Annotated in this window: 23 protein-coding genes and 11 tRNA genes; 13 read left to right on the forward strand and 21 right to left on the reverse strand. The window is 61.6% G+C overall.

Annotation, left to right across the window (positions count from 1 at the left end; all coding sequences use genetic code 11):
- Positions 1 to 44: 44 nt before the first annotated feature.
- The 17 genes from F0Q04_RS15940 to folC form a co-directional block, all read right to left on the reverse strand.
- Positions 45 to 121: transfer RNA gene (locus tag F0Q04_RS15940), tRNA-Asp, on the reverse strand.
- 48 nt (positions 122 to 169) lie between these two features.
- A tRNA-Glu gene (locus tag F0Q04_RS15945) sits at positions 170 to 245 on the reverse strand.
- A gap of 57 nt (positions 246 to 302) precedes the next feature.
- A tRNA-Ala gene (locus tag F0Q04_RS15950) sits at positions 303 to 378 on the reverse strand.
- Between the two features lie 108 nt (positions 379 to 486).
- A tRNA-Asp gene (locus F0Q04_RS15955) sits at positions 487 to 563 on the reverse strand.
- Between the two features lie 48 nt (positions 564 to 611).
- Positions 612 to 687: transfer RNA gene (locus F0Q04_RS15960), tRNA-Glu, on the reverse strand.
- A gap of 57 nt (positions 688 to 744) precedes the next feature.
- Positions 745 to 820, reverse strand: a tRNA-Ala gene (locus F0Q04_RS15965).
- Positions 821 to 928: 108 nt separating this feature from the next.
- Positions 929 to 1,005: transfer RNA gene (locus F0Q04_RS15970), tRNA-Asp, on the reverse strand.
- A 48-nt stretch (positions 1,006 to 1,053) separates the two neighbouring features.
- Positions 1,054 to 1,129: transfer RNA gene (locus F0Q04_RS15975), tRNA-Glu, on the reverse strand.
- An 83-nt stretch (positions 1,130 to 1,212) separates the two neighbouring features.
- A tRNA-Asp gene (locus F0Q04_RS15980) sits at positions 1,213 to 1,289 on the reverse strand.
- 48 nt (positions 1,290 to 1,337) lie between these two features.
- Positions 1,338 to 1,413 (reverse strand) — tRNA-Glu (locus F0Q04_RS15985).
- A 37-nt stretch (positions 1,414 to 1,450) separates the two neighbouring features.
- Positions 1,451 to 1,526, reverse strand: a tRNA-Ala gene (locus F0Q04_RS15990).
- A 64-nt stretch (positions 1,527 to 1,590) separates the two neighbouring features.
- Positions 1,591 to 2,991 carry a glutamate--tRNA ligase gene (gene gltX / locus F0Q04_RS15995; protein ID WP_116924126.1) on the reverse strand — a complete coding sequence of 467 codons (1,401 nt, stop codon included), beginning with the start codon at positions 2,989 to 2,991 and terminating at the stop codon, positions 1,591 to 1,593.
- Positions 2,988 to 4,202, reverse strand: coding sequence for an O-succinylhomoserine sulfhydrylase (locus F0Q04_RS16000; RefSeq protein WP_182342082.1), 1,215 nt, complete (start codon positions 4,200 to 4,202; stop codon positions 2,988 to 2,990). Before F0Q04_RS16000 ends, gltX begins: the two co-directional genes overlap by 4 nt.
- 30 nt (positions 4,203 to 4,232) lie before the next feature.
- Positions 4,233 to 5,744: an amidophosphoribosyltransferase gene (purF, locus tag F0Q04_RS16005; protein ID WP_116924128.1), complete on the reverse strand. Its 1,512-nt coding sequence runs from the start codon at positions 5,742 to 5,744 to the stop codon at positions 4,233 to 4,235.
- A gap of 19 nt (positions 5,745 to 5,763) precedes the next feature.
- A complete protein-coding gene (locus tag F0Q04_RS16010) occupies positions 5,764 to 6,303 on the reverse strand; it encodes a CvpA family protein (protein ID WP_116924129.1) in 540 nt (179 codons plus the stop codon).
- A 127-nt stretch (positions 6,304 to 6,430) separates the two neighbouring features.
- A complete protein-coding gene (locus F0Q04_RS16015; RefSeq protein WP_182342085.1) occupies positions 6,431 to 7,387 on the reverse strand; it encodes an SPOR domain-containing protein in 957 nt (318 codons plus the stop codon).
- Between the two features lie 62 nt (positions 7,388 to 7,449).
- Positions 7,450 to 8,769 (reverse strand): bifunctional tetrahydrofolate synthase/dihydrofolate synthase, encoded by a 1,320-nt coding sequence (gene folC / locus F0Q04_RS16020; RefSeq protein WP_182342088.1) that lies wholly within the window; start codon positions 8,767 to 8,769, stop codon positions 7,450 to 7,452.
- 46 nt (positions 8,770 to 8,815) lie between these two features.
- Between folC and F0Q04_RS16025 the strand changes: the two genes are divergently transcribed.
- The 4 genes from F0Q04_RS16025 to argG all read left to right on the forward strand — a co-directional run bounded on the left by F0Q04_RS16025 (position 8,816) and on the right by argG (position 12,132).
- A complete protein-coding gene (locus F0Q04_RS16025; protein WP_116924132.1) occupies positions 8,816 to 9,178 on the forward strand; it encodes an ArsC family reductase in 363 nt (120 codons plus the stop codon).
- A 211-nt stretch (positions 9,179 to 9,389) separates the two neighbouring features.
- The gene (locus F0Q04_RS16030; RefSeq protein ID WP_116924133.1) at positions 9,390 to 10,178 is read left to right on the forward strand and encodes a glycine zipper 2TM domain-containing protein; all 789 of its coding nucleotides are present in this window, start codon (positions 9,390 to 9,392) and stop codon (positions 10,176 to 10,178) included.
- Positions 10,179 to 10,355: 177 nt separating this feature from the next.
- The gene (locus tag F0Q04_RS16035) at positions 10,356 to 10,673 is read left to right on the forward strand and encodes a pyrimidine/purine nucleoside phosphorylase (protein WP_021028618.1); all 318 of its coding nucleotides are present in this window, start codon (positions 10,356 to 10,358) and stop codon (positions 10,671 to 10,673) included.
- Between the two features lie 121 nt (positions 10,674 to 10,794).
- Positions 10,795 to 12,132, forward strand: coding sequence for an argininosuccinate synthase (argG, locus tag F0Q04_RS16040; protein WP_021028617.1), 1,338 nt, complete (start codon positions 10,795 to 10,797; stop codon positions 12,130 to 12,132).
- A gap of 410 nt (positions 12,133 to 12,542) precedes the next feature.
- Here the strand turns inward: argG and F0Q04_RS16045 are convergent, their stop codons facing one another.
- From F0Q04_RS16045 to F0Q04_RS16055, 3 genes are all read right to left on the reverse strand, one after another.
- Entirely contained in the window at positions 12,543 to 12,947 is a 405-nt protein-coding gene (locus F0Q04_RS16045) for a cupin domain-containing protein (protein WP_182342091.1), read from the reverse strand.
- A 176-nt stretch (positions 12,948 to 13,123) separates the two neighbouring features.
- Entirely contained in the window at positions 13,124 to 14,455 is a 1,332-nt protein-coding gene (gene aceA, locus F0Q04_RS16050; RefSeq protein ID WP_116924135.1) for an isocitrate lyase, read from the reverse strand.
- Between the two features lie 158 nt (positions 14,456 to 14,613).
- A complete protein-coding gene (locus tag F0Q04_RS16055) occupies positions 14,614 to 14,871 on the reverse strand; it encodes a hypothetical protein (RefSeq protein ID WP_182342094.1) in 258 nt (85 codons plus the stop codon).
- On the opposite strand from F0Q04_RS16055, the gene F0Q04_RS16060 reads away from it, so the two are divergent.
- The 8 genes from F0Q04_RS16060 to hemP all read left to right on the forward strand — a co-directional run bounded on the left by F0Q04_RS16060 (position 14,870) and on the right by hemP (position 20,885).
- Entirely contained in the window at positions 14,870 to 15,838 is a 969-nt protein-coding gene (locus F0Q04_RS16060; RefSeq protein ID WP_182342096.1) for a DMT family transporter, read from the forward strand. The genes F0Q04_RS16055 and F0Q04_RS16060 overlap by 2 nt on opposite strands.
- A gap of 250 nt (positions 15,839 to 16,088) precedes the next feature.
- Positions 16,089 to 16,376 (forward strand): SWIB/MDM2 domain-containing protein, encoded by a 288-nt coding sequence (locus F0Q04_RS16065; RefSeq protein ID WP_021028612.1) that lies wholly within the window; start codon positions 16,089 to 16,091, stop codon positions 16,374 to 16,376.
- Between the two features lie 510 nt (positions 16,377 to 16,886).
- Positions 16,887 to 17,159 (forward strand): (2Fe-2S)-binding protein, encoded by a 273-nt coding sequence (locus F0Q04_RS16070; RefSeq protein WP_021028611.1) that lies wholly within the window; start codon positions 16,887 to 16,889, stop codon positions 17,157 to 17,159.
- 102 nt (positions 17,160 to 17,261) lie between these two features.
- Positions 17,262 to 17,990, forward strand: coding sequence for an energy transducer TonB (locus F0Q04_RS16075; protein ID WP_116924137.1), 729 nt, complete (start codon positions 17,262 to 17,264; stop codon positions 17,988 to 17,990).
- 23 nt (positions 17,991 to 18,013) lie between these two features.
- The gene (locus F0Q04_RS16080; protein ID WP_021028610.1) at positions 18,014 to 18,739 is read left to right on the forward strand and encodes a MotA/TolQ/ExbB proton channel family protein; all 726 of its coding nucleotides are present in this window, start codon (positions 18,014 to 18,016) and stop codon (positions 18,737 to 18,739) included.
- Between the two features lie 2 nt (positions 18,740 to 18,741).
- Positions 18,742 to 19,155 carry an ExbD/TolR family protein gene (locus F0Q04_RS16085; protein ID WP_116924138.1) on the forward strand — a complete coding sequence of 138 codons (414 nt, stop codon included), beginning with the start codon at positions 18,742 to 18,744 and terminating at the stop codon, positions 19,153 to 19,155.
- Between the two features lie 235 nt (positions 19,156 to 19,390).
- Entirely contained in the window at positions 19,391 to 20,440 is a 1,050-nt protein-coding gene (locus F0Q04_RS16090) for a Bug family tripartite tricarboxylate transporter substrate binding protein (protein ID WP_182345738.1), read from the forward strand.
- A gap of 244 nt (positions 20,441 to 20,684) precedes the next feature.
- Positions 20,685 to 20,885, forward strand: coding sequence for a hemin uptake protein HemP (gene hemP / locus F0Q04_RS16095; RefSeq protein WP_021028607.1), 201 nt, complete (start codon positions 20,685 to 20,687; stop codon positions 20,883 to 20,885).
- Between the two features lie 139 nt (positions 20,886 to 21,024).
- Here hemP and F0Q04_RS16100 read toward each other — a convergent pair whose 3' ends face one another.
- Entirely contained in the window at positions 21,025 to 21,486 is a 462-nt protein-coding gene (locus F0Q04_RS16100) for an Lrp/AsnC family transcriptional regulator (protein WP_116924140.1), read from the reverse strand.
- A 426-nt stretch (positions 21,487 to 21,912) separates the two neighbouring features.
- Between F0Q04_RS16100 and F0Q04_RS16105 the strand changes: the two genes are divergently transcribed.
- A complete protein-coding gene (locus F0Q04_RS16105) occupies positions 21,913 to 22,860 on the forward strand; it encodes an IS481 family transposase (protein ID WP_182342099.1) in 948 nt (315 codons plus the stop codon).
- Positions 22,861 to 23,053 lie beyond the last annotated feature (193 nt).

Consider the following 23,053-nt stretch of genomic DNA (forward strand, 5'->3'; position numbering starts at 1 on the left):
TGAAAAAAGCCTTCTTGCCGCATGACAAGAAGGCTTTTGGAATCTGGCGGAGTGGACGGGACTCGAACCCGCGACCCCCGGCGTGACAGGCCGGTATTCTAACCAACTGAACTACCACTCCTGGCAGGAAGCTTTGCTAGCTATTATATAGCATCAAGCGCTTCAAACTTGGCGACCCTACGGGGATTCGAACCCCGGTACTCACCGTGAAAGGGTGATGTCCTAGGCCTCTAGACGATAGGGTCAATCCTAGAACGTTGCCTGCGCTGCATTGCTGGTGCAATGCCTCAGACAAGTTTAATTGGTGGAGGTAAACGGGATCGAACCGATGACCTCTTGCATGCCATGCAAGCGCTCTCCCAGCTGAGCTATACCCCCCAATTTGCTGATATCGCTCCATGACTTTGTCGCCATCACTCGCTGTACCTGAGTACAGCTTCGCGATGCCTTCGCGTCCTGAAACGATCTCAACAAATTTTAAAACTGTGGCGGAGTGGACGGGACTCGAACCCGCGACCCCCGGCGTGACAGGCCGGTATTCTAACCAACTGAACTACCACTCCTGGCAGGAAGCTTTGCTAGCTATTGTATAGCATCAAGCGCTTCAAACTTGGCGACCCTACGGGGATTCGAACCCCGGTACTCACCGTGAAAGGGTGATGTCCTAGGCCTCTAGACGATAGGGTCAATCCTAGAACGTTGCCTGCGCTGCATTGCTGGTGCAATGCCTCAGACAAGTTTAATTGGTGGAGGTAAACGGGATCGAACCGATGACCTCTTGCATGCCATGCAAGCGCTCTCCCAGCTGAGCTATACCCCCCAATTTGCTGATATCGCTCCATGACTTTGTCGCCATCACTCGCTGTACCTGAGTACAGCTTCGCGATGCCTTCGCGTCCTGAAACGATCTCAACAAATTTTAAAACTGTGGCGGAGTGGACGGGACTCGAACCCGCGACCCCCGGCGTGACAGGCCGGTATTCTAACCAACTGAACTACCACTCCTGGCAGGAAGCTTTGCTAGCTATTGTATAGCATCAAGCGCTTCAAACTTGGCGACCCTACGGGGATTCGAACCCCGGTACTCACCGTGAAAGGGTGATGTCCTAGGCCTCTAGACGATAGGGTCAAAACCTGGACCTGCCTTGCGGCCATCGATTAAAAAAGCGCCCTCTTAATCAAAGGCGCTTCTCATCGAGCGACTGACCAAACTGGCGGAGTGGACGGGACTCGAACCCGCGACCCCCGGCGTGACAGGCCGGTATTCTAACCAACTGAACTACCACTCCTGGCAGGAAGCTTTGCTAGCTATTATATAGCATCAAGCGCTTCAAACTTGGCGACCCTACGGGGATTCGAACCCCGGTACTCACCGTGAAAGGGTGATGTCCTAGGCCTCTAGACGATAGGGTCAAAACCTAAGAACCGATTTCTCGTTTCCGATAATCTTTGGTGGAGGTAAACGGGATCGAACCGATGACCTCTTGCATGCCATGCAAGCGCTCTCCCAGCTGAGCTATACCCCCGTATCGGCAAGTTTTACAATTTACTTGTTGCTGCTCACCGAAGACTCGAATTATAGGGTGTATTTCAGCGCTTTTGCAGTCTTTCGATAATTTTTTCACGACCGAGTAATGCAAGCACCGCGTCCACCGATGGCGTATGGGCTGTGCCGACGGCCAAAACACGCACCGGCATGGCCAGTTGCGGCATCTTGATACCGTGCGTCTTGAGCACCTGCTTGAAGCCGGCGCTGATCGCCTCCTTGCTCCAATCGCCCTCTTGCAGCACCTGCAGCAACTCGTCGATCACCGGGATGATCTCGGGCGTCACATGGGTGCTCAGGTCTTCCGCGCTGGGCTGCACGTCCTGGTAGAAGACGCGGGCCCATTGCGCCAGGTCCGCCAAGGTATCGCAGCGGTCCTTGAACAGCGCGCAGATGCGCGGCAGGCGGCCATCACCCACGGTGATGCTGTCCAGACCCAGGTTCTTCATGAACGGGGTCAGCATGGCAGCGAGCTCATCATCGGGCGTCAGCTTCATGTGCTGGGCATTGACCCAGCGCAGCTTGGCCTCGTCAAACTGGCCCGCGCTGCGGCCCAGGTGGTCCAGGTTGAACCAATCGAGGAACTGCTGGCGCGAGAAAATCTCGTCATCGCCGTGGCTCCAGCCCAGGCGCGCGAGGTAGTTCACCATCGCATCGGGCAGGTAGCCTTCGTCACGGTACTGGGTGACGGCCTTGGCGCCATTGCGCTTGCTCATCTTCTCGCCCTGCTCATTGAGCACGGTGGGCAGGTGGGCAAACACGGGCACATCGGCGCCCAGCGCTTCAAAGATGTGGATCTGGCGCGGCGTGTTGTTGACATGGTCGTCACCACGGATCACGTGGGTAATCGCCATGTCCATGTCATCGACGCAGACGCAGAAGTTGTAGGTCGGCGTGCCATCGGGACGGGCGATGACCAGGTCATCGAGCTCGGAGTTCTGGAACTCGATGCGGCCCTTGCACTTGTCTTCCCAGGCCACGACGCCCGTCAGCGGTGTCTTGAAGCGCAGCACGGGCTTGACGCCTTCGGGCACCGGCGGCAGCACCTTGCCCTCTTCAGGGCGCCAGGTGCCGTCGTAGCGCGGCTTTTCCTTGTTGGCCATCTGCTTTTCACGCAGCGCGTCCAGCTCTTCCATGCTCATGTAGCAGGGGTAGACGGCGCCCTTTTCTTGCAGGGTGGCCAGCACTTCCTTGTAGCGGTCCATGCGCTGCATCTGGTAGAACGGGCCCTCGTTGGGGTCCAGTTGCAGCCAGGCCATGCCTTCCAGAATCACATCAACGGAGGCCTGGTTGGAGCGCTCCAGATCGGTGTCTTCAATGCGCAGGATGAAATCGCCCTGGTTGGCGCGTGCAAAGGCCCAGGGGTAGAGGGCCGAGCGGATATTGCCCAGATGGATAAAGCCGGTAGGCGACGGGGCAAAACGGGTACGTACTTTGGTGCTCATGTCAGGGTATCCAGGCCGCGCAACAGGTCGGCTTTCAAATCATCCAGGTGTTCCAGACCGACGGAAATGCGGATCAGGCCCTGGCCCACGCCAGCGGACTGGCGCTGCTCTTCGGTCAGGCGGCCATGCGAGGTGCTGGCCGGGTGGGTGATCGTGGTCTTCACATCCCCCAGGTTGGCCGTGATCGAGCACAGCAAGGTGCTGTCAACCACATGGAAGGCATTGGCGCGCAGTTGTTCAGCGCCCTGGCCCACCACATCGAAGGCCAGCACAGCGCCGCCCATTCCATTTTGCTGGCGCATCGCCAGCGCATGCTGGGGGTGGCTTTCCAGGCCAGGGTAGTAGACCCGGGCCACCTTAGGGTGCCCTTCCAGCCAGCGTGCCAGCTCCAGCGCGGCGGCGCTTTCGGCCTTGACGCGCAAGGACAGGGTCTCCATGCCCTTCATCACCACCCAGGCGTTGAACGGCGAGAGGTTCAGACCCCCACTGCGCAAGAAGGTGCCCATGACCTTGTCGACCAGCGCGACGGTGCCGCAGACGGCGCCGGCCATCACGCGGCCCTGGCCATCGAGGAACTTGGTGCCCGAATGCACGACCAGATCAGCGCCCAGCTTGGCTGGCTGCTGCAGCACCGGCGTGGCAAAGCTGTTGTCGACGGCCAGCAAGGCGCCATGCGCATGGGCCAGCTCGGCCAGCGCGGCAATGTCGCACAGGTCGGTGAGCGGATTGGTCGGCGTCTCGGCAAACAGCATGCGCGTGTTGGGCCGGATGGCGGCCTTCCAGGCCTCCACATCCGTTTGCGACACAAAGCTGGTTTCCACGCCAAAGCGCGCCATCTCGGTGCCCAGCAGCTTGATCGTCGAGCCGAACATGGACTGCGAGCAGATCACATGGTCGCCAGTCTTCAGCACGGTCAGTGCCACCAGCAAAATGGCAGACATGCCCGTCGAGGTGGCGATGGCGCACTCGGTGCCTTCCATCGCGGCCAGGCGGCGCTCAAAGCTGGTCACCGTCGGGTTGCCGGTGCGGGTGTAGGTATAGCCCTCCTCCAGCGCGGCAAAGCGGCGCGCGGCCGTCTCGGCATTGGGTTGCACAAAGCTGCTGGCCAGGTACAGGGCTTCGCTGTGCTCGCCCCATTGGCTGCGCTCCACCGCCTCACGCACCGCCAAGGTATCGGGATGCAGGCCCGGCGGCAATTTCTTATCAGTCATTCTTCTTCCCAAGCAGTACGCAGACCGCCATCAAGCCGCATCCGTCACATCTGCGTTGCGCAGCGACAGACGCGAGGTATCGAGATCATCCTCTTCAGTGGACACACGGCCTTCGTTGACCTGCGAGATGCCTTCGGGCGTGATGCCGGTGACATAGACACCGTCAAAGCACGAGGCCTCAAAGCCATGCACACCGGTGTTCAATTTGCCCACGGCGTTTTTCATGCCATCGACGTCCTGGTAGATCAGCGCGTCGCAGCCGATGTACTGGCGAATCTCTTCGAGGCTGCGGTCATGGGCCACCAGCTCCTTGGCGGTGGGCATGTCGATGCCGTAGACGTTGGGGAAACGCACCGGTGGCGCAGCGCTGGCCAGGTAGACCTTGTTGGCGCCGGCGTCGCGCGCCATCTGCACGATCTCCTTGGACGTGGTGCCGCGCACGATGGAGTCATCGACCAGCAGCACATTGCGGCCCTGAAACTCGCTACCGATGGCATTGAGCTTCTGGCGCACCGATTTCTTGCGCGCGCCTTGGCCCGGCATGATGAAGGTACGGCCCACATAGCGGTTCTTGACGAAGCCTTCGCGGTAGGGCTTGCCCAGCAGCTGGGCCAGTTGCATCGCGCTGGGGCGGCTCGATTCGGGGATCGGAATCACCGCATCGATTTCGTTGGGCGGCACCATCGAGATCACGCGCGTGGCCAGCGATTCACCCAGGTTCAGGCGCGCCTGGTAGACCGACATGCCATCGAGCACCGAGTCCGGGCGGGCCAGGTAGACAAACTCAAAAATGCAGGGGTGCAGGCTGGGGCTTTCGGCGCATTGCTCAAACGTGAGCGAGCCGTCGTCGCCGATGAACACCGCTTCGCCCGGTGCAATATCGCGCTCGAGCTGCTGCAGCGTGCCTTCGAGCGCCACCGATTCGCTGGCCACCATCACCGTACCATCGGCACCACGGCCAATGCACAGCGGACGGATGCCGTTTGGATCGCGGAATGCCACCACACCGTGGCCGGCGATCAGTGCGATGACCGCGTAGGAGCCCTGCACGCGCTTGTGCACCGCACGGATCGCATTGAAGACATCCTGCTTTTGCAGCGGGATACCGTGCGTGGCGCGTTCCAGCTCATGGGCGAACACGTTGAGCAGCACTTCCGAGTCGCTCTCGGTGTTGGTGTGGCGGTGGTCGGTGGAGAACAGCTCCTTGCGCAGCTGCACGGCATTGGTCAGGTTGCCGTTGTGCACCAGCACGATGCCAAAAGGCGCATTGACGTAGAAAGGCTGGGCTTCCTCTTCACTGTAGGCATTGCCTGCCGTGGGGTAGCGCACCTGGCCCAGGCCGACATTGCCCGGCAAAGCCCGCATATTGCGGGTACGGAACACATCCTTGACCATGCCTTTGGCCTTGTGCATGAAGAACTTGCGACCCTGTTGGGTTGCAATGCCTGCCGCATCCTGTCCACGGTGTTGCAGCAGCAACAGCGCGTCATAGATCAATTGATTGACCGGCGTGCTACTGACGACTCCGACGATTCCACACATATTGAGCGTTCCAAAAACGTTAACGCGGCTCTGCCGCGATGCGTGAACCAGCCTCGGTGAGCTGGTCCACCAGCGAAGACCAATGTCTTCCCATTTCTTGCGGCATCCATGGCCGCAACACTGACACTGCCGACACCAGATGCGGTGCGAAGACTGAAGTGTTCCAGATTTGCGATTCCCGCATCGATGTCAGCATAAAAACCAGAGCGATCAACACAAGTAGTAACACCCCACGCAAGGCGCCAAAAAGCGCGCCCAGCGTGCGGTCAAAAGGCCGCAAACCCACAATCTGAACCAGTTTGCCGATGATGCGAATCACCAGACCCAAGGCAAAGATGGCGACAACAAAGACGATCACAAGGCCTGCGGCGATCCGCACACCCTCGTCCATCTCCTGCATCGGCAACCACATGCCGACCTCAGCGCCCCACAGGCGGGCCGCAAAAAAGGCCAGCACCCAGCTGATCAGCGACAGCACCTCGAACACCAGACCGCGCAAGGCGCCGATCAGCACCGATCCCACCAGGATCACGACAAACACCCAATCCAGCGCCGACATGTCAAAGCTCCGCCCGCAGGGGCCAGGGAGCGCCTGCCAAGGCCCGCGCCCGGCAAGGGGGGCATGGCGATGACAAGGCGCGGTAGATAGGTGTCACAACTTCAGGCACATGGCTGCGGCGTCAGTCCTACATCGGCAGCAGCGCAGCGGGCAGGCCCTGGGCGCGCACCTTGGCTGCGGCACTGTCGGCCTCTTCCTTGCTGTTGAAAGGCCCCACCCGCACACGGATGCGGTTGCCCGAGGCCGTCTTGACCGACTGCGTATAGGCGGGCACACCGGCCATCTGCAACTTGGCACGCACCTCGGCCGCCTTGCTCTCCTCGGCAAACGCACCCACCTGGATCGCATAGCGGCTGGCAGCGGCCGCCGGCTTGGCGGCGGGGGCAGCGGCTGGTGCTGCTGCTGGCGCACTGGCGGTGCGGCCTTCCATCATCGCGCGCACGCGCTCGGCCTCGTCATCGCGCTTGGGCTTGGCCGGTTCTGCCGGCTTGGGCTTGGGCTCTTCCTTGGGCTTGGCTTCCGGTTTGGGCTCGGGTTTGGCCTCAGGCTTGGGTTCAGGTTTGGGGGCCGGCTTGGACTCGGGCTTGGGTTCTGGTTTCGCAGCGGGTTCGGGCTTGGCCGTTGGCTTGTCGGCGGGTTTGCTGGCGGCAGCAGTTGCTGCTGCAGCTGAGGCAGCAGCGCTGGCGCCAGCGGCGACCGGTGCCGTGGCGGCCGGACTGGCTGCATTGCTTCTTGCGCCGACAATCTCTTCGCCCGCATCCAGGCCATTGTCATTGCCCGAACGGCTGCCGTGCGGCGCTGCGGCGTTCGACGCGGGCGGCACGGCCAGGGCGGCCACGCGTTCGCGGTCCGGTATTTCAATCGAGGCATTGACAGGCACCGGGCGCGGCTGGGTGTCGAACAGCATCGGAAAACCGATGATGGCCGCCAGCACCAGCACGGTGGCACCGATCAGGCGGTGGCGCGCGCGGCGGCGCATGGCATCCACGCTCTCGGCGGGATTGCTGCGCGGCGCGCGAATCACGCGCGGGCTCTCCGCTTCCTGTTGCTTTTTACCGGGCCATCGAAGATTGAAAATTGCCATGGACGATTGGAGGTGGAGCTTGAAAACAGGTCGCTTGGAGCGGCCCCATCGGGGGGCTGCTTTTAGTTCAGGTGCTTGGCATCGAGCCGTGGCACACCGTGCTTCAACACCCCGCCCACCGTAAAGAACGAGCCGAAAGCGACGATTCTATCAGCGGGCCCTGCCGCTTCGACGGCCGCCTGGAATGCGGACATCGGGTCCGGGTAACAAGCTGTAGCCACTTCGCGCCGCTGCTCGGACAGCAGGTGCACGGCATTCCATTTGGACTGCAGGTCCACCGCCTTCTCGGCCCGGTCCGTGGGCAGGTCGCAGAAATACCAGCGGTCCACCAAGGGGCCCAGCTTGCGCAGCATCGGCGTCAGGTCCTTGTCGTGCATCGCTCCAAAGACCGCATGGGTGGTTGGAAAGTAGCCCATCGCATCCAGATTGGCCGTCAGCGCGGCAATCGCATGGGGGTTGTGCGCGACATCCAGCACCACCGCAGGCTGGCCGGGCACGATCTGAAAGCGCCCGGGCAGCTCCACCATCGCCAGCCCATTGCGCACGGCCTGGGCCGTGACGGGCAGCACCTGGCGCAGGGCCTCGTAGGCGGCCAGCACGCCAGACGCATTGACCAGCTGGTTGGCACCGCGCAGCGCCGGGTAGGCCATGCCAGCATAGCGCCGGCCGCGCCCCGCCCAACTCCACTGCTGCTTGTCGCCCTCGTAGTTGAAATCGCGGCCAAAGCGCCACAGATCCGCGCCAATGCTCTGCGCGTGGTCGATCACGCTTTGCGGCGGCACCGGGTCGCTGACAACAGCCGGTTTGCCCGGGCGCATGATGCCGGCCTTTTCCCGGCCGATCGATTCACGGTCCGGACCCAGCAGGTCCATATGGTCCAGGTCGATGCTGGTGATGACCGCGCAGTCCGTGTCGATGATGTTGGTGGCATCGAGCCGGCCACCCAGCCCCACTTCCAGGATCGCCACATCCAGCCTGGCCTGGCTCAACAGGCGCAGGATCGCCAGCGTCGTGAACTCGAAATAGCTGAGCGAGACCTCGGGCGCCTGCAGGCGGGCCGCTTCCACCGCTTCGAAATGCGGCAACAGATCGGCGGCAGAGACAATCTCGCCATGCACGCGGCAGCGCTCTTCAAAATGCACCAGGTGGGGCGAGGTGAACACCCCGGGGCGGTAGCCGGCTTCCAGCGCCACGGCCTCCAGCATGGCGCAGGTCGAGCCCTTGCCATTGGTGCCCGCCACCGTGATCACCGGGCAGGCAAAGCGCAACGCCAGGCGCTCGGCCACGGCCTTGACGCGGGTCAGCCCCATGTCAATGGTTTTGGGATGAATCTGCTCGCAGTGGGCGAGCCACTGCTCCAAGGTATCGAAACGGGTTTGCATGGGGCCAGATTGTCGCGTAATTGCGGCTGTGTCATCATTGCTGCCCATGAGTAACCACACCATCGCCGTCTACGGCATCCCCAACTGCAGCACTGTCAAAAAAGCCCGTACCTGGCTGGAGGCGCAGGGCGTCGACCACCAATTCCATGATTTCAAGAAAGCGGGTGTGCCCGCCAGCCATCTGCCCGACTGGATCGCCAAGGCCAGCTGGGAAAAGCTGGTCAACCGCCAAGGCACCACCTGGCGCAAGCTGGACCCCACGGTACAACAAGCCGTGACAGACGCCGACAGCGCCAGTGCGCTGATGATTGCGAACCCCAGCGTGATCAAGCGCCCGGTTGTCGAATGGGCCGATGGCTCCGTCACCGTGGGCTTTGATGAGGCGGTTTGGAGCAGCAAGATCGCCTGAGGGCCCTCCGCGGATTTGGCTGGGCGGTGTTGACCGGCGCTTTATGCTGCGACATGGTGCAGATACACGCCCGGGGCAGCATGGGGGCATGCTGAACTTTATGTCGCCCACACAGTCTTAGATATTTGTGCAGGCGGTGTAAAGCGTGTCGCCCAGACTCGGTACTGGCGCGTTGAGCACCCAGCAACTTATCGCTTTTTTGGAGGCATTCATGCCACATCTGCTCTCAGCCCGCCTGATCGTGCTGGCTGCGCTGTCCACCTTGGCGGCAGCCAGCCCCTCGGTCTGGGCCCAAAATTACTCACCCTCTTCCGATCCCTTTTTGCCGCAGCAGGCCCCCGGCGCGCAGCCGCCCTTGCCTGCGGGCGAGCAGCCCTATGGCCGGGTACTGTCGGTCACACCGGCCTACCGCCAGGTCAACACGCCACAAACCGTCTGCAATGACCAGCAGGTGTATGCCGGCCAGCGCACCTCCGGCGTGGGCGCCATTACTGGCGCCGTTGTCGGTGGCTTGCTGGGCAACGGCATTGGCCATGGGTTTGGCCGCGCAGCAGCCACCGGCGCCGGTGTCATTGCCGGCTCGGCCATCGGCAACCAGCTCGAAGGCGGCACCCCCAGCTACCAGACGGTGCGGCAATGCGCCAACCAGTACACCACGCAAAACCAGCCCGATGGCTATAACGTGGAGTATGAATACGCCGGCCGCCGCTACAGCACGCGCACGGCCACGGCACCGGGCGAATGGCTGCCGCTGAGCGTGCAGCCTGCCGCTTCGGCCTACGACAACTCTCCTCCACAGGACTATGCCCCCGCGGCACCTGAGCCCGGCGTTGTCGTCAGCAGCCAGCCGGTCTACCAACAGCCCGTCTATATGGCGCCGCCCCCGGTCTATGTCGCGCCGGCGCCTGTGTACTATGCGCCGCCGCCCGTCATGCTGCAGCCTTCGGTGCAGATTGGCGTGGGCGGTTACTGGGGCGGCCACCGCGGCCACTGGCGTTAAATCGGAGCGCCAAGCGCCTCCCCATGCCACGCATCCTGGCATAACAGCCAGCAGCAGTGCAGACGCACTGCTGCTTTTTTATGCCTGCCCTGCCGCTCAACTGCCCCACCATGTTTCAGAGACGGGCAAAGGCCTCGCCTACAATGGCGGTTTTCCTCCTTTTACCTGTTGTCTTCCATGATCACTGAGAGCATCGACGGCGTACGCCTCACCACCAAGGCCAATGTTTATTTTGATGGCAAGTGCGTCAGCCACAGCTACCAGCTGGCCGACGGCACCAAGCAATCGGTCGGTGTGGTGCTTGCAGCCACCTTGACCTTTGGCACGGCCGCTGCCGAGATCATGGAATGCGTTGCCGGCGCCTGCGAGTACAAGCTCGACGGCAGCGACGAATGGAAAAAGTCCGGCCCTGGCGACAAGTTCAGCGTTCCGGCCAACAGCAAGTTCGATATCCGCGTGGCCGAGGCCTACCACTACATCTGCCACTACGCCTGATTTTTGGGGCCTGCGCCGGGCCAGCTGGCGCACGCCTCCCGCTGCACGCCGCTTGTCTGGCGCATCACTGAATCCTCAGACAGCATCGCAGCAGCGCCTGTTTTTAGAGAAAAGCCACACCATGGAAACCATCCTGCAACATGTTCCCGTCGGCCAGAAGGTCGGCATCGCCTTCTCCGGCGGCCTCGATACCAGCGCAGCGCTGCGCTGGATGAAGAACAAGGGCGCCCTGCCCTACGCCTATACGGCCAACCTGGGCCAGCCCGATGAGTCCGATTACGACGAGATCCCGCGCAAGGCCATGGAGTACGGTGCCGAGAAGGCCCGCCTGATCGACTGCCGCAGCCAGTTGGCCAACGAAGGTATCGCCGCCATTCAGGCCGGCGCCTTCCACATCTCCACTGGCGGTATCACCTACTTCAACACCACGCCGCTGGGCCGCGCCGTGACCGGCACCATGCTGGTGGCCGCGATGAAGGAAGACGACGTCAACATCTGGGGCGATGGCTCGACCTTCAAGGGCAATGACATCGAGCGTTTCTACCGCTACGGCCTCTTGACCAACCCTGCGCTGAAGATCTACAAGCCCTGGCTGGACCAGACCTTCATCGACGAGCTGGGCGGCCGCGCCGAGATGTCCGCCTTCATGACCAAGGAAGGTTTTGGCTACAAGATGAGCGCGGAGAAGGCCTACTCGACCGACTCCAACATGCTGGGGGCCACCCACGAAGCCAAGGACCTGGAGTTCTTGAACAGCGGCATCCGCATCGTCAACCCCATCATGGGCGTGGCGTTCTGGAAGCCCGAGGTCGACGTCAAGGCCGAGGAAGTCTCCGTCACCTTTGAAGAAGGCCGCCCTGTGGCCCTGAACGGCCAGCGCATCGAAGACCCGGTCGCCTTCTTCCTGGAAGCCAACCGCATCGGCGGCCGCCACGGCCTGGGCATGAGCGACCAGATCGAGAACCGCATCATCGAAGCCAAGAGCCGCGGCATCTACGAAGCCCCCGGCATGGCGCTGCTGCACATCGCCTACGAGCGCCTGGTCACCGGCATCCACAACGAAGACACCATCGAGCAGTACCGCATCAACGGTCTGCGCCTGGGCCGTCTGCTCTACCAAGGCCGCTGGTTTGACCCACAGGCCATCATGCTGCGCGAAACCGCCCAGCGCTGGGTGGCCCGTGCCATCACCGGCACCGTGACGCTGGAACTGCGCCGTGGCAATGACTACTCGCTGTTGAACACCGAATCGGCCAACCTGACCTACAAGCCCGAGCGCCTGTCGATGGAAAAGGTGGAAGACGCGCCATTCAGCCCCGCCGACCGCATTGGCCAGCTGACCATGCGCAACCTGGACCTGATGGACACCCGCGACAAGCTGGCCATCTACACCCAGACCGGCCTGCTGACCGCCAGCGGCAGCCACGCGCTGCCCCAGCTGGGCAACGACAAGAAGTAATTCCCCCAGCGGAATCCTTCCATTCAGCAAAAACCGCTGTGTGCCTGCCCAGGCCACAGCGGTTTTTTATCGTCTGGATGCGGCGCGAGAGCTGCGCTCTTAGAACCTGTTCAAAGTCTCCTCGCGCCGCGACAGTGTCTTTGCGAGATGGGATGCGAGGGGGGCGCCCAGCCGCGCAATACCGCAGCAATAGCCGCGCTATTGCGAGGATTTGCAACGACGCAGACCGCTCCCTAGCCGGGCGCCCCTTCCCGGGCAGCGCAAAGCCACAGTCCCTACGGGTTGGAGTGAAATCGGGCGATTTCTGCGCGCTGGCCCTTGCTTGCACCCCGGTGCAAGCTGCGTTCCATCCCTTCGAACTCATCCCGATTGCACTCCAACGCGGCTGCGTAGAGACTTTGAACAGGTTATTAGGCCTCGGCCACCAGATAGACCTTCTTCACAAAGCTGTCCACCTCCCAGTGGCCGGTCCAGCCCTCGGGCATGATGAAATGGTCGCCCACGCCAAAACGGTGCACGGTGCCATCGGGGTCGACGAGGCGGCAGTCGCCTTCGACAATGACGCAAAACTCGATATAGCCCTGCACATTGGAGCTGAAGTGGCCCGCACTGGACTGCCAGGTGCCCGAACTCACCTTGCCGCCCAGGCCCTCGAACACATTCATGGTCTGGTACTCGGTATCGCCGCTGATCGGGCGGCTGGGCTTGCCGATGACGGGATTGACCAGGGTCTTGGCGGGCCAGTGGATGATGGAGATCTTGGGAGCGGCGGGTTCGGCGGGCGTGGCAGAGGTGGCAGCGGCAGTAGTGGACATGGCAGTGATCGATAAGCGGTGCAAATGCGCAAGCAGCGATTATCTGGCAGTGCTGCTGCGCAGCGCCTCAGCTCTGGGATGAAAAGCCAAAGAAAAGGCGGCACCCCTGGTGCCGCCTTGCTGCATCTGCTGCGCCTGCAGGCCGTCTCGCCTGCAGCGCATGCAGACGTCGCAGATCAGTGGAACTGCTCTTCTTCGGTCGAGCCGGTCAGCGCCTTGACGCTGGACGAGCCGCCCTGGATCACCGTGGTCACATCGTCGAAGTAGCCTGCGCCCACTTCCTGCTGGTGCGAGACAAAGGTGTAGCCTTGCTCGCGGGCAGCGAATTCGGGCTCCTGGATCATCTCCACATAGTGCTTCATGCCTTCGCCACGGGCATAGGCGTGGGCGAACTTGAAGGTGTTGTACCAGTTGCTGTGGATACCAGCCAAGGTGATGAACTGGTACTTGTAGCCCAGCGCTGCCAGCTCGTCCTGGAACTTGGCAATCGTCGCGTCGTCGAGGTTCTTCTTCCAGTTGAACGATGGCGAGCAGTTGTAGCTCAGCAGCTTGCCGGGGCTGGCGGCATGCACGGCCTGGGCAAATTCGCGGGCAAAGCCCAGGTCCGGCGTGCCGGTTTCGCACCACACCAGATCGGCATACGGCGCGTAGGCCACGCCACGGCTGATCGCTTGCTCCAAACCGTTCTTGACGCGGTAAAAACCTTCTTGCGTGCGCTCGCCCACCAGGAAGGGCTTGTCGTTGGCGTCGTGGTCGCTGGTGATCAGGTTGGCCGCTTCGGCATCGGTGCGGGCCAGCACAATCGTGGGCACACCCATCACGTCGGCCGCAAAACGCGCGGCAATCAGCTTCTCGCAGGCTTCATGTGTGGGCACCAGCACCTTGCCGCCCATGTGGCCGCACTTCTTGACGGCAGCGAGCTGGTCTTCAAAGTGCACGCCGGCAGCGCCCGAGGCAATCATGTTCTTCATCAGCTCAAAGGCATTGAGCACGCCGCCAAAGCCCGCTTCGGCATCGGCCACGATCGGCAGGAAGTAGTCGATGAACTCCTTGTCGCCCGGGTTCACGCCCTTGGCCCACTGGATCTCGTCAGCGCGCTTGAAAGTGTTGTTGATGCGGCGCACCATGGTGGGCACCGAGTCATAGGCGTAGAGCGACTGGTCGGGGTACATGGTCTCCGAGGTGTTGCCGTCCGCTGCCACCTGCCAGCCCGAGAGGTACACCGCTTCCAGCCCCGCCTTGGCCTGCTGCATCGCCTGGCCTGCGGTGATGGCGCCGAAGGCATTCACATACCCCTTCTTGGCCCCGCCATTGATCTTGTCCCACAGCACCTGGGCGCCGCGCTGGGCCAAGGTGTACTCCGGCTGCACGCTGCCGCGCAGGCGCACCACGTCAGCAGCCGAGTAGCCGCGCTTGACGCCCTTCCAGCGGGGGTTCTGCGCCCAATCCAATTCAAGGGCGGCAATTTGCTGTTCGCGGCTGAGTTGCTGGTTCAGTTTCTGAGACATGGGGGACTCCTGTGGTCAAGTGGGTGGAACTAACGGATCGAAAACCGGTGGACAGATACCGTCTGTCCATGGCCTTAACTGTACGCCTGCCTCGTCGCATATTTTTGTCTTATGTCTTATATAAGACTTATTTTTAATCGTTAAAAATCAATATCCTATTAATAACATTTCGCATTGAGAAATGCAATTTCTCGTATTGAGAAATATTGACGCACTGCAATATCAGCATATTTCACAATATGAGAATCCGTTTTCAGAACCACTGCTGTCCAGGCTGCAGCAGCGCTGCCTGCCAGAGGCTGGCCAATTGCGGCATGATGCGCATAGCCCATTGTGCAAAGCGGATATGACAGCTTGCTTGCGCCTGGCGCCGCCTGCCCCGATCGCCCCGCTCCCCTTTTAGTCTTTGCAACCATGCGCATCCATAGCAAGCCTCTGGCCTATCTGTATTTGGCACTCAGCATGTCGCTGGTGGGCGCCTATGTCGCGCTCTCCAAGCCGCTGGCCGCCACTTTTCCGGTCTTGCTGCTGGCCTGGCTGCGTTTTGGCATTGGCGGGGTGGCCATGCTGGGCTGGCTCAAACGCCCGGCCAATGAGGCGCCATTGCCCGCCAAGGCCAAGGGGCTGCTGTTTCTCGAATCCTTTTTTGGCAACTTCCTCTTTACGCTGTGCATGATCACTGGCGTGTCGATGACCAGTGCGGTCACCGCCAGTGTCACGATGGCGACGATCCCGGCAGCCATTGCGCTGCTCAGCTGGCTGGTGCTCAAGGAGCGCATCAGCGGGCGGGTGATGATCGCCATCAGCCTGGCCGTGCTGGGCATTGCGCTGCTGGCCTTTGCCAAGCCTGGCGCCAGCGCACACGCGGGCGCGGCTGCAGGCGCTGTCACCGAGACAGACCCGAGCAAGCACTGGCTGGGGCAATGGCTGTTGGTGGGCGCCGTGTTCTGTGAGGCCTGCTATGCGGTCATCGGCAAAAAGCTCACCAGCAGCTTGAGCCCCAAGCGCATTGCGGCGCTCATCAACCTCTGGGGCTTTGTGCTGACCCTGCCTTTTGGCCTGTACCTGGCCTGGCATTTTGAGTTTGCCCAGGTGGGTGGCGCCACCTGGCTGCTGCTGGTCGGCTATGCGTTGGCCGCCTGCATGGTCACTGTCTGGCTGTGGATGACCGGGCTGCAGGTCGTTCCTGCCTCGCAAAGCGCGGTGTTCACGGTGATGCTGCCGCTGTCGACTGCACTGGTGGGCGTGGTGTTTCTGGGCGAAACCCTGAGCGGCTTACAGATGCTGGCCTTTGCCATTGCCGTCTCCAGCCTGGCGCTGACGACCTTGCCGGTGCCCCAGCGTGGCAGAGGGAAGACAGTTTTGCAACGCGACCCCGATTGACACCGCCTTGGGAGCCAGTACCATGCTCCGAGGGGAACAGGCCCCAATCTGACAAGAATCAACGCCCTAAGCTGCTCGTTGATAGCTTTGATCCATCAACAAAGGTTAGCAAAGCTAAAACAAGCAACATTTCGAGGCAAAAAAATGCGCCGCTCCCTTGGAAAGCGGTTTTTTTGCCGTTAGCATGGCCGTAACCAGCGGAGGGAAACTCTGGCTGGCGATAGAGATATTGACACAAGGAAACCAAAACATGGCAACCGCATCTAAGACCGCAGCGCCTGCAAAGAAGCGCACCCCCAACGCAGCCTTCATGAAGCCGCTGACCCCAAGCCCAGAACTGGGCGCCGTTGTGGGCACCGCTCCGCTGCCACGCACGGAAATCATCAGCAAGCTGTGGGTCTACATCAAGGCCCACAACCTGCAAGACGCCGCCAACAAGCGCATGATCAACGCCGATGACAAGCTCAAGAAGGTGTTTGGCAAGCCCCAGGTGTCGATGTTCGAGATGGCTGGCCTGATCGGCAAGCACGTCAAGTAAGTCCTGCCGACTTTCCTCAGCGCACTCCTTTGCGCTGCAGACCAGAAACCAGCATCCGCCATGCTGGTTTTTTTACGCCTTTTCTTCACAGGCAGTGACCTCCCAAGCGCTGCGCCATGGCGCCGTGGCCTTTATGGATGGATGGCAAGGGCCGTGCAAAGCGCGCAAAGGGACATTTCCTCGGGCAGCGATAGGAGCCTTTTCTGCCCGCATTCGCCCTCCTCATGCAGCATTCAACCGCTCTTCGCCCGCTGTCGCGGCCTGGCAGATCTGTGTGAAGCCGCCAAGGCCCGCTATCTTTTGTGTAAGCATGCTTCCAACAGCGGATGGCACAGACTATTGATTCATAACAATAAATACTCACAATCTGGTCCAGATACACAGGCTATCGCCTACCTATGGGCCACAGCACCCCTATTGCGCTCAGGAGTTTATTGCGAATGCGACAAATTCTTATTTATAATCCCCATCAGTTATTCACTAGCCAGCCACCACGCTGCTTATCTGACCATGATCGTTTGTGTTTGCCGCCGAGTCTCGGACAAAGAGATTGCTCGCCACGCGCATGCGGGGATGTCGTTCGATGAGATCCAGTTCGAACTGGGTGTTGGACTGCAATGCGGCTGCTGCGAAGGTTGTGCCCGCGATGTGGTCGAGCAATGCAGCGCGTCCCGTCCGGTTGCCGCCTTGCGCAATGAAGCCGCAGTGCACCCGGTCCAGCTTGCCACCACCATCATGGAAAGCAAAGCATGGAACTCTTCGCCGCTGTCCTCGGTAGCCTGATTCTGGTCGCTGCCTCTCTCTGGTGGGTCTTTCAGAAATAAGCCACCAACGCATTGATATGCCGTGCTGCGGCTTCAGGCTGCAGCATTTTTTATTGCCCTTATGCTCTCACCAGACCCTTACAGCCCCTCCAAAAAAATGGGGCGCAATATCGTGGTTACGGGTTCGGTGCTGGCAGCGCACGTCGCAGGTCTTTGGGCCTTGCAGGCGGGCCTGCTCAAAAGTGCAGCCATCGAGATGCCCAAGCCCGAACCGGTCATGGTGCAGCTGATTGCGCCCGAGCCGATGCCGGTGGTTGCGCCGCCCCCTCCTCCGACCCCCAAGCCGCCGCCGCCCGCACCGAAGCCGCCGCCAAAGCCCACGCCCAAGCCCGTCCCCAAACCTGCGCCCAAGCCCCAGGCGATCAAGGATCCGACGCCTGCACCCAATGCAGTGACCGGCACCACCGAGGCCCAGCCACCGGCACCGCCCATCGAGGCACCGCCGCCCGCTCCGCCGTCTCCTCCACCGGCTCCGCCCGCACCGCCAGCGCCTCCACCGCCACCGGTGATCCAGCTGCCATCGAGCAATGCCGCGTACCTGAACAACCCCGCTCCGCAGTACCCGGCCATCAGCCGCCGTATGGGCGAGACCGGGACCACCATCGTGCGCGCCTACATCGACGAAGAAGGCAAGCCCCAGGAGCTGCAGCTCAAGCAGTCCAGCGGCTATGACCGCCTGGACCAGGCCGCCATGGACACGGTGCGCAAATGGCGCTTCAAGGCAGGCACCTCCAACGGAACTCCCCGGCCCATGTGGGTCAACGTGCCCATCAAGTGGGAACTCAATTAAATCGAACGGAAATAGGATCAGTTATGGACTCGCAATTCGGCATCGCCCACGTCTGGGCTCAGGGAGATTTCGTGACCAAGACGGTCGCCGTCATTCTGGTGGCCATGTCTCTCGCTTCCTGGATCGTGATCGTCATCAAGGCGCTCGATATCATGCGTTTCAAGAAGTACGCCCGCAATGCCCAGGACTTCTGGCACAGCGCTGACTTCGCAGCCGGCCTGAGCAAGCTGGGCGAACAAGGCGACAACCCGTTCCGCCAGTTGGCCATCGAAGGCCGCGAAGCCACCGCCCACCACCGCAAGACGGCCGAGCACCTGCATGACTCGCTGGACGTCAGCGACTGGATCACGCGCTGCCTGCGCAATGGCATCGACGAGTTCACCGCGCGCGCCCAATCGGGTCTGGCCGTGCTCGCATCGGTGGGCTCCACCGCCCCCTTCATCGGCCTGTTCGGCACCGTCTGGGGCATCTACCACGCGCTGGTGGCCATCGGCATGTCGGGCCAGTCCTCGATCGACAAGGTCGCCGGCCCAATCGGTGAAGCGCTGATCATGACCGCACTGGGTCTGGCTGTGGCCATCCCTGCCGTGCTGGGCTACAACGCACTGGTGCGTGGCAACAAGTCGGTGCTCAACCGCCTCAACAGCTTTGCCCATGACCTGCATGCCTTCTTCGTGACCGGCACCCGCCTGAATGTGGACTCCAGCAAGCCCGGCGCCGTGGTCACGCCGCTCAAGAAAGGTGCCTGATCATGGCTTTTGGAACGCAAGACGATGCCGATGAGGTCATGAACGAGATCAACATGACGCCCTTGGTCGACGTCATGTTGGTGCTGCTCATCATCTTCATCATCACCGTGCCGGTGATGAAGCACTCGGTCAACATCGACCTGCCGCGTGCCGTCAACACGCCGGAAGACGCCAAGCCCGACACCATCCAGCTGGCCATCCTGCCCGATGGCACGTACAACTGGAACGGCAAGGCCGTGACCGACGCCGAGCTGGAATCCAATATGCAGGCCGAGGCCCGCAAGGAGCCCCAGCCCGAGCTGCACATCCGCGGTGCCCGTGATGTGAAGTACGAGAAAGTGGCCCAGGCCATGGCCGCTGCCCAGCGCAGCAACTTGAAGAAAATCGGCTTTATCACCGACCAGGTGGGCGAGTAAACTGCCCACCTTCCCGGCAAGGGCTCCAGCAGGAGCCCTTTTTTCATGGCGGATGCAGACCGGATCAGGTTTACCCGCAGTGACGCCCAAGCGACGCCAGCAGCCCGCTTGCCCTGCCTAAACTGGACCGCAGGACAAGCGCCGTGGCGACCTGTACTGGCCGAAGCAGCGGCGGGCAAACCGACCATCACCAGCGCCTCCCCCAACTATCACTAGATTGAGGAGACACCGATTGATGCAGACGTCCCGCACCCAGCCATCCCTGTTCCCAAAACCTTTGCGCCGGCGCCAGATGCTGCGCCTGGCGCTGGCCAGCGCAGCCGCTGCCAGTGGCCTGCCGTTCGCCACGGTCGCGCGCGCAGCCAGCGACAAGGCCAGCTTCCCGACCAAGCCCCTGCGCGTGATCGTGCCGTTTGCCCCAGGTGGCGCCACCGATGTGCTGGCGCGCAGCGTCAGCGACCGGCTGGGCCAGCAATTGGGCCAACCGGCCATCGTCGACAACCGCCCCGGCGCGGCGGGCCTGCTCGCCTGTGATGCCGTGGCCAAGGCAGCGGCCGATGGCCATACGCTGACCCTGGGGACGACCAGCACGATGCTGTCGAACCAGTTCATGTTCAAAAAGATCTCCTACGACCCGCAAAAGGACATGGTGCCGGTGGTGCGCATCTGCTGGGCACCGATTGTGCTGGTGACCAACAGCCAGCTGCCCGTGCGCAATCTGCAAGAGCTCATCGCCTACATCAGCGCCAACAAGGGCAAACTCTCCTACGGCAGCTATGGCATTGGCTCGCAAGGCCATCTGGTGCTGGCGAGTCTGAGCAACATGACGGGCGCCGACATGAGCCACATCGCCTACAAGGGCGAGGCGCCGATGGTGCAAGACCTCGTGGGCGGCCAGCTGATGATGGGCATCGGCAGCATCCTCTCGCTCAAGCAGCATATCGACAGCGGCAAGCTGCGCGCCATCAGCTTCACCGGCCCCAACCGCGTGCCCGCGCTGCCCGATGTGCCCACCTTTGCCGAGCAAGGCCACAAGGAAGACGCGTTCACGATCTCCGGCTGGCTGGGCATTGCGGCCACTGGCGGCACACCGGCGCCCGTGGTCGAACAGTTGGGCGCCCAGGTGCGCAAGGCACTGCAAACGCGCGAGGTCAATGCCCGCGTACTGGTGGCCGGCTTTGTGCCCTTGACCGATGACAGCCCGGCGCGCTTTCAGGACGACTGGCAGCGTGAGCTACCGATCTGGAAAAAGCTGCTGGCCGATGCGGGTGTGCAGCCAACCTGAGCGCCTGTTGACGCATCTTCATGCCTGGCGGCACCCTGATAGGTGCCTCGACAAGCGCCCGGATTCGCGCCGGGATTCGCGCCTCCATCCGCGCCTTCAGGCCGCACAAGCCTGCCCCCGCCACGTCGCCAACGCCGCGACCGTGGCTTTTTGCCTTTTACCATGGCAAATTTCAAATAAACACTGGACTTCACGAATACGAATCGTTATCATTTGCTTCAGTTTTATCCCTGTGAGCACTGCCATGCAAACCATCGCCCTACCCGCCACCCCGCTTGCCGCTGCCAGCAAGAGTGCCAGCGCGTCCCAAGGCCATGCCACGCAATCGGCCGCGCTGGAGAGCAGTGAGCTGCTCCAAGGCGCCAAAGCGGTATCCATCGTGCACAACGGCGCCATCTACCGTTTGCAGACCACCAAGCTGGGCAAGCTGATCCTGACCAAGTAAGCAAGCCCACCAGTTCCAGTTTGCTGCCCTCCCCCTTCCCTATAGGCCGGGGCAAGCACCCCGCTACCTGCCCAGCAAAAAGCCAACTCCTGCAAGTTGGCTTTTTTATGCGCACCGGGTTTGCGATGCAGGAGGCTCGCTACACCCCCAGCGGCAAATCCGCGTGCTTGAGCGTGCGCAGCACAAAGCTTGACTGGCTGTGGCGTATGCCCTTGATCTTGTAGAGCTTCTCGCGCAGCAGGCGCTCATAGTCGCGGGTGTCCTTGACGACCACGCGCAGCAGGTAGTCGTACTCGCCCGAGACCAGGTGCGCCTCCACCACCTCGGGGATGGTGGCCAGCAGCTCGCCAAACTTTTCCAGAGTGTTGTCGCTGTGGCTGTCGAGGGTGACCATCACCAGCACCGTATCGCCCAGGCCCAGCGCCTGGGGCGACAAGCGCACCGAATAGCCCTGGATCACGCCGGCCTCTTCCATCTTCTTGATGCGTCCCCAGCAGGGCGAGGCGCTCAAGCCCACCGCCTGGCCAATGTCTTGCAGGCTGGCGCGGCTGTTGAGTTGCAGCTGGCGAAGAATTTTTCGGTCCAACGTATCGAGAAGCATGATTTTCTGCACCAGCCATAAATTTAGAATATTTTTCTATATTAAGACGAGCAACCCAGAAAAACAAAATATTTTTTGCCTTACCGGCCTGCATACTTTCTGCATCGAAACACTTTTACCGAAGTCTCTTTCTGGCAGAGCCTGCTTACCGGCAGCCCCTCTCTCCACCAGCCCCCAGGCAGTTACCGCTGCCATGGGGGTTGTTGCATTGCGGGGCCCTCACGGACCCTCCGCTCCACTTCCTGCCGTGGCCTAAACGCCGTCTCGGGCGATCCGCTGCGTTGTCGTCCTCGGCAATAGCTGCGGCGCGCCGTCAAACGACGCCTAGCTGTGAAGGTTCAATAGGTTGTATCCGGTGTTCATCCGGGTTGGATTTGAGAGACTGGAAGTCGCCAAACACCCAACCCACTCAGGACAGCCAACCGGATGAACACTCATAAGCATGCCCGACTTACCTTTGCCCGGAGACTGGAGATGGTCAAACAGATGACCTTGCAAGGCCTGGATGCCTCTCAGGCCGGAGCCCTTCAAGGCGTCACCGCACAGACCGCTCGCAAGTGGCTGGGCCGCTACCTCTGGGGCGGCGAAGCAGCCCTGGCCGATGCTTCCTCCAGGCCCATTTGCTCTCCCAAAGCCATCTGCGAGTCCAAGGCCTTACTCATTGTTGAGCTACGCAAACGCCGCATGCTGCAGTCGCGCATTGCCAGCTACGCAGGCGTCTCGGCGTCCACCGTGAGCCGGGTATTGGCCCGTGCGGGCCTGTCTCGACTCAGCGATCTGCAGCCGTCCGAGCCCGTGGTTCGCTATGAGCACGATGCGCCTGGAGACATGCTGCACATCGATACCAAGAAGCTCGGGCGCATCGTTCGGCCCAGCCACCGCGTCACAGGCAATCGGCGCGATTCGGTCGATGGTGCGGGATGGGAGACACTGTTCGTGGCCATTGACGACCACGCACGCATTGCCTTTACCGCTATGCATCCGGACGAGAAAACGCCGCAAGCCGTCGCCTTTCTGCGCAACGCCGTGGCGTACTACGCGGGGCTTGGAGTGAGCATCAAACGCCTGCTGACCGACAACGGTGCGGCATTCCGCTCAAGGGAGTTCGCTGCGGCCTGCAACGCCTTGGGCGTGCAGCACAAGTTCACCAGGCCGTACCGGCCACAGACCAACGGCAAGGCCGAGCGATTCATCCAATCGGCGCTGCGCGAGTGGGCCTATGGTTGGACATACCAGAATTCAGCTGAGCGAACACAAGCCTTACATCGCTGGCAGCATTACTACAACTGGCACAGGCCTCACAGCGGCATTGGTCGAATTACCCCGATGGCCAGGCTCAAATCTGCAAACAACCTCTTGACAGTTCACACCTAGCGGCTCATCCCGATCCGCATCCATGCCGCTTGGCAAGCGGTGATGCAGAGACTCCCTCGCTCGCGTCTTATGTAACAAAACTATTGCATTTGTGCGCCCGTTTCCCTGCGCGCCCGGCGCCTGCGCCATGGCATAGTGGCGCCCTGGAACAACGACAACAGACCGCCCTGGATGCGCCTAAGAGTTTGGAGAT

The organism is Comamonas koreensis (assembly GCF_014076495.1).
In the GTDB taxonomy this organism is placed as follows: domain Bacteria; phylum Pseudomonadota; class Gammaproteobacteria; order Burkholderiales; family Burkholderiaceae_C; genus Comamonas; species Comamonas squillarum.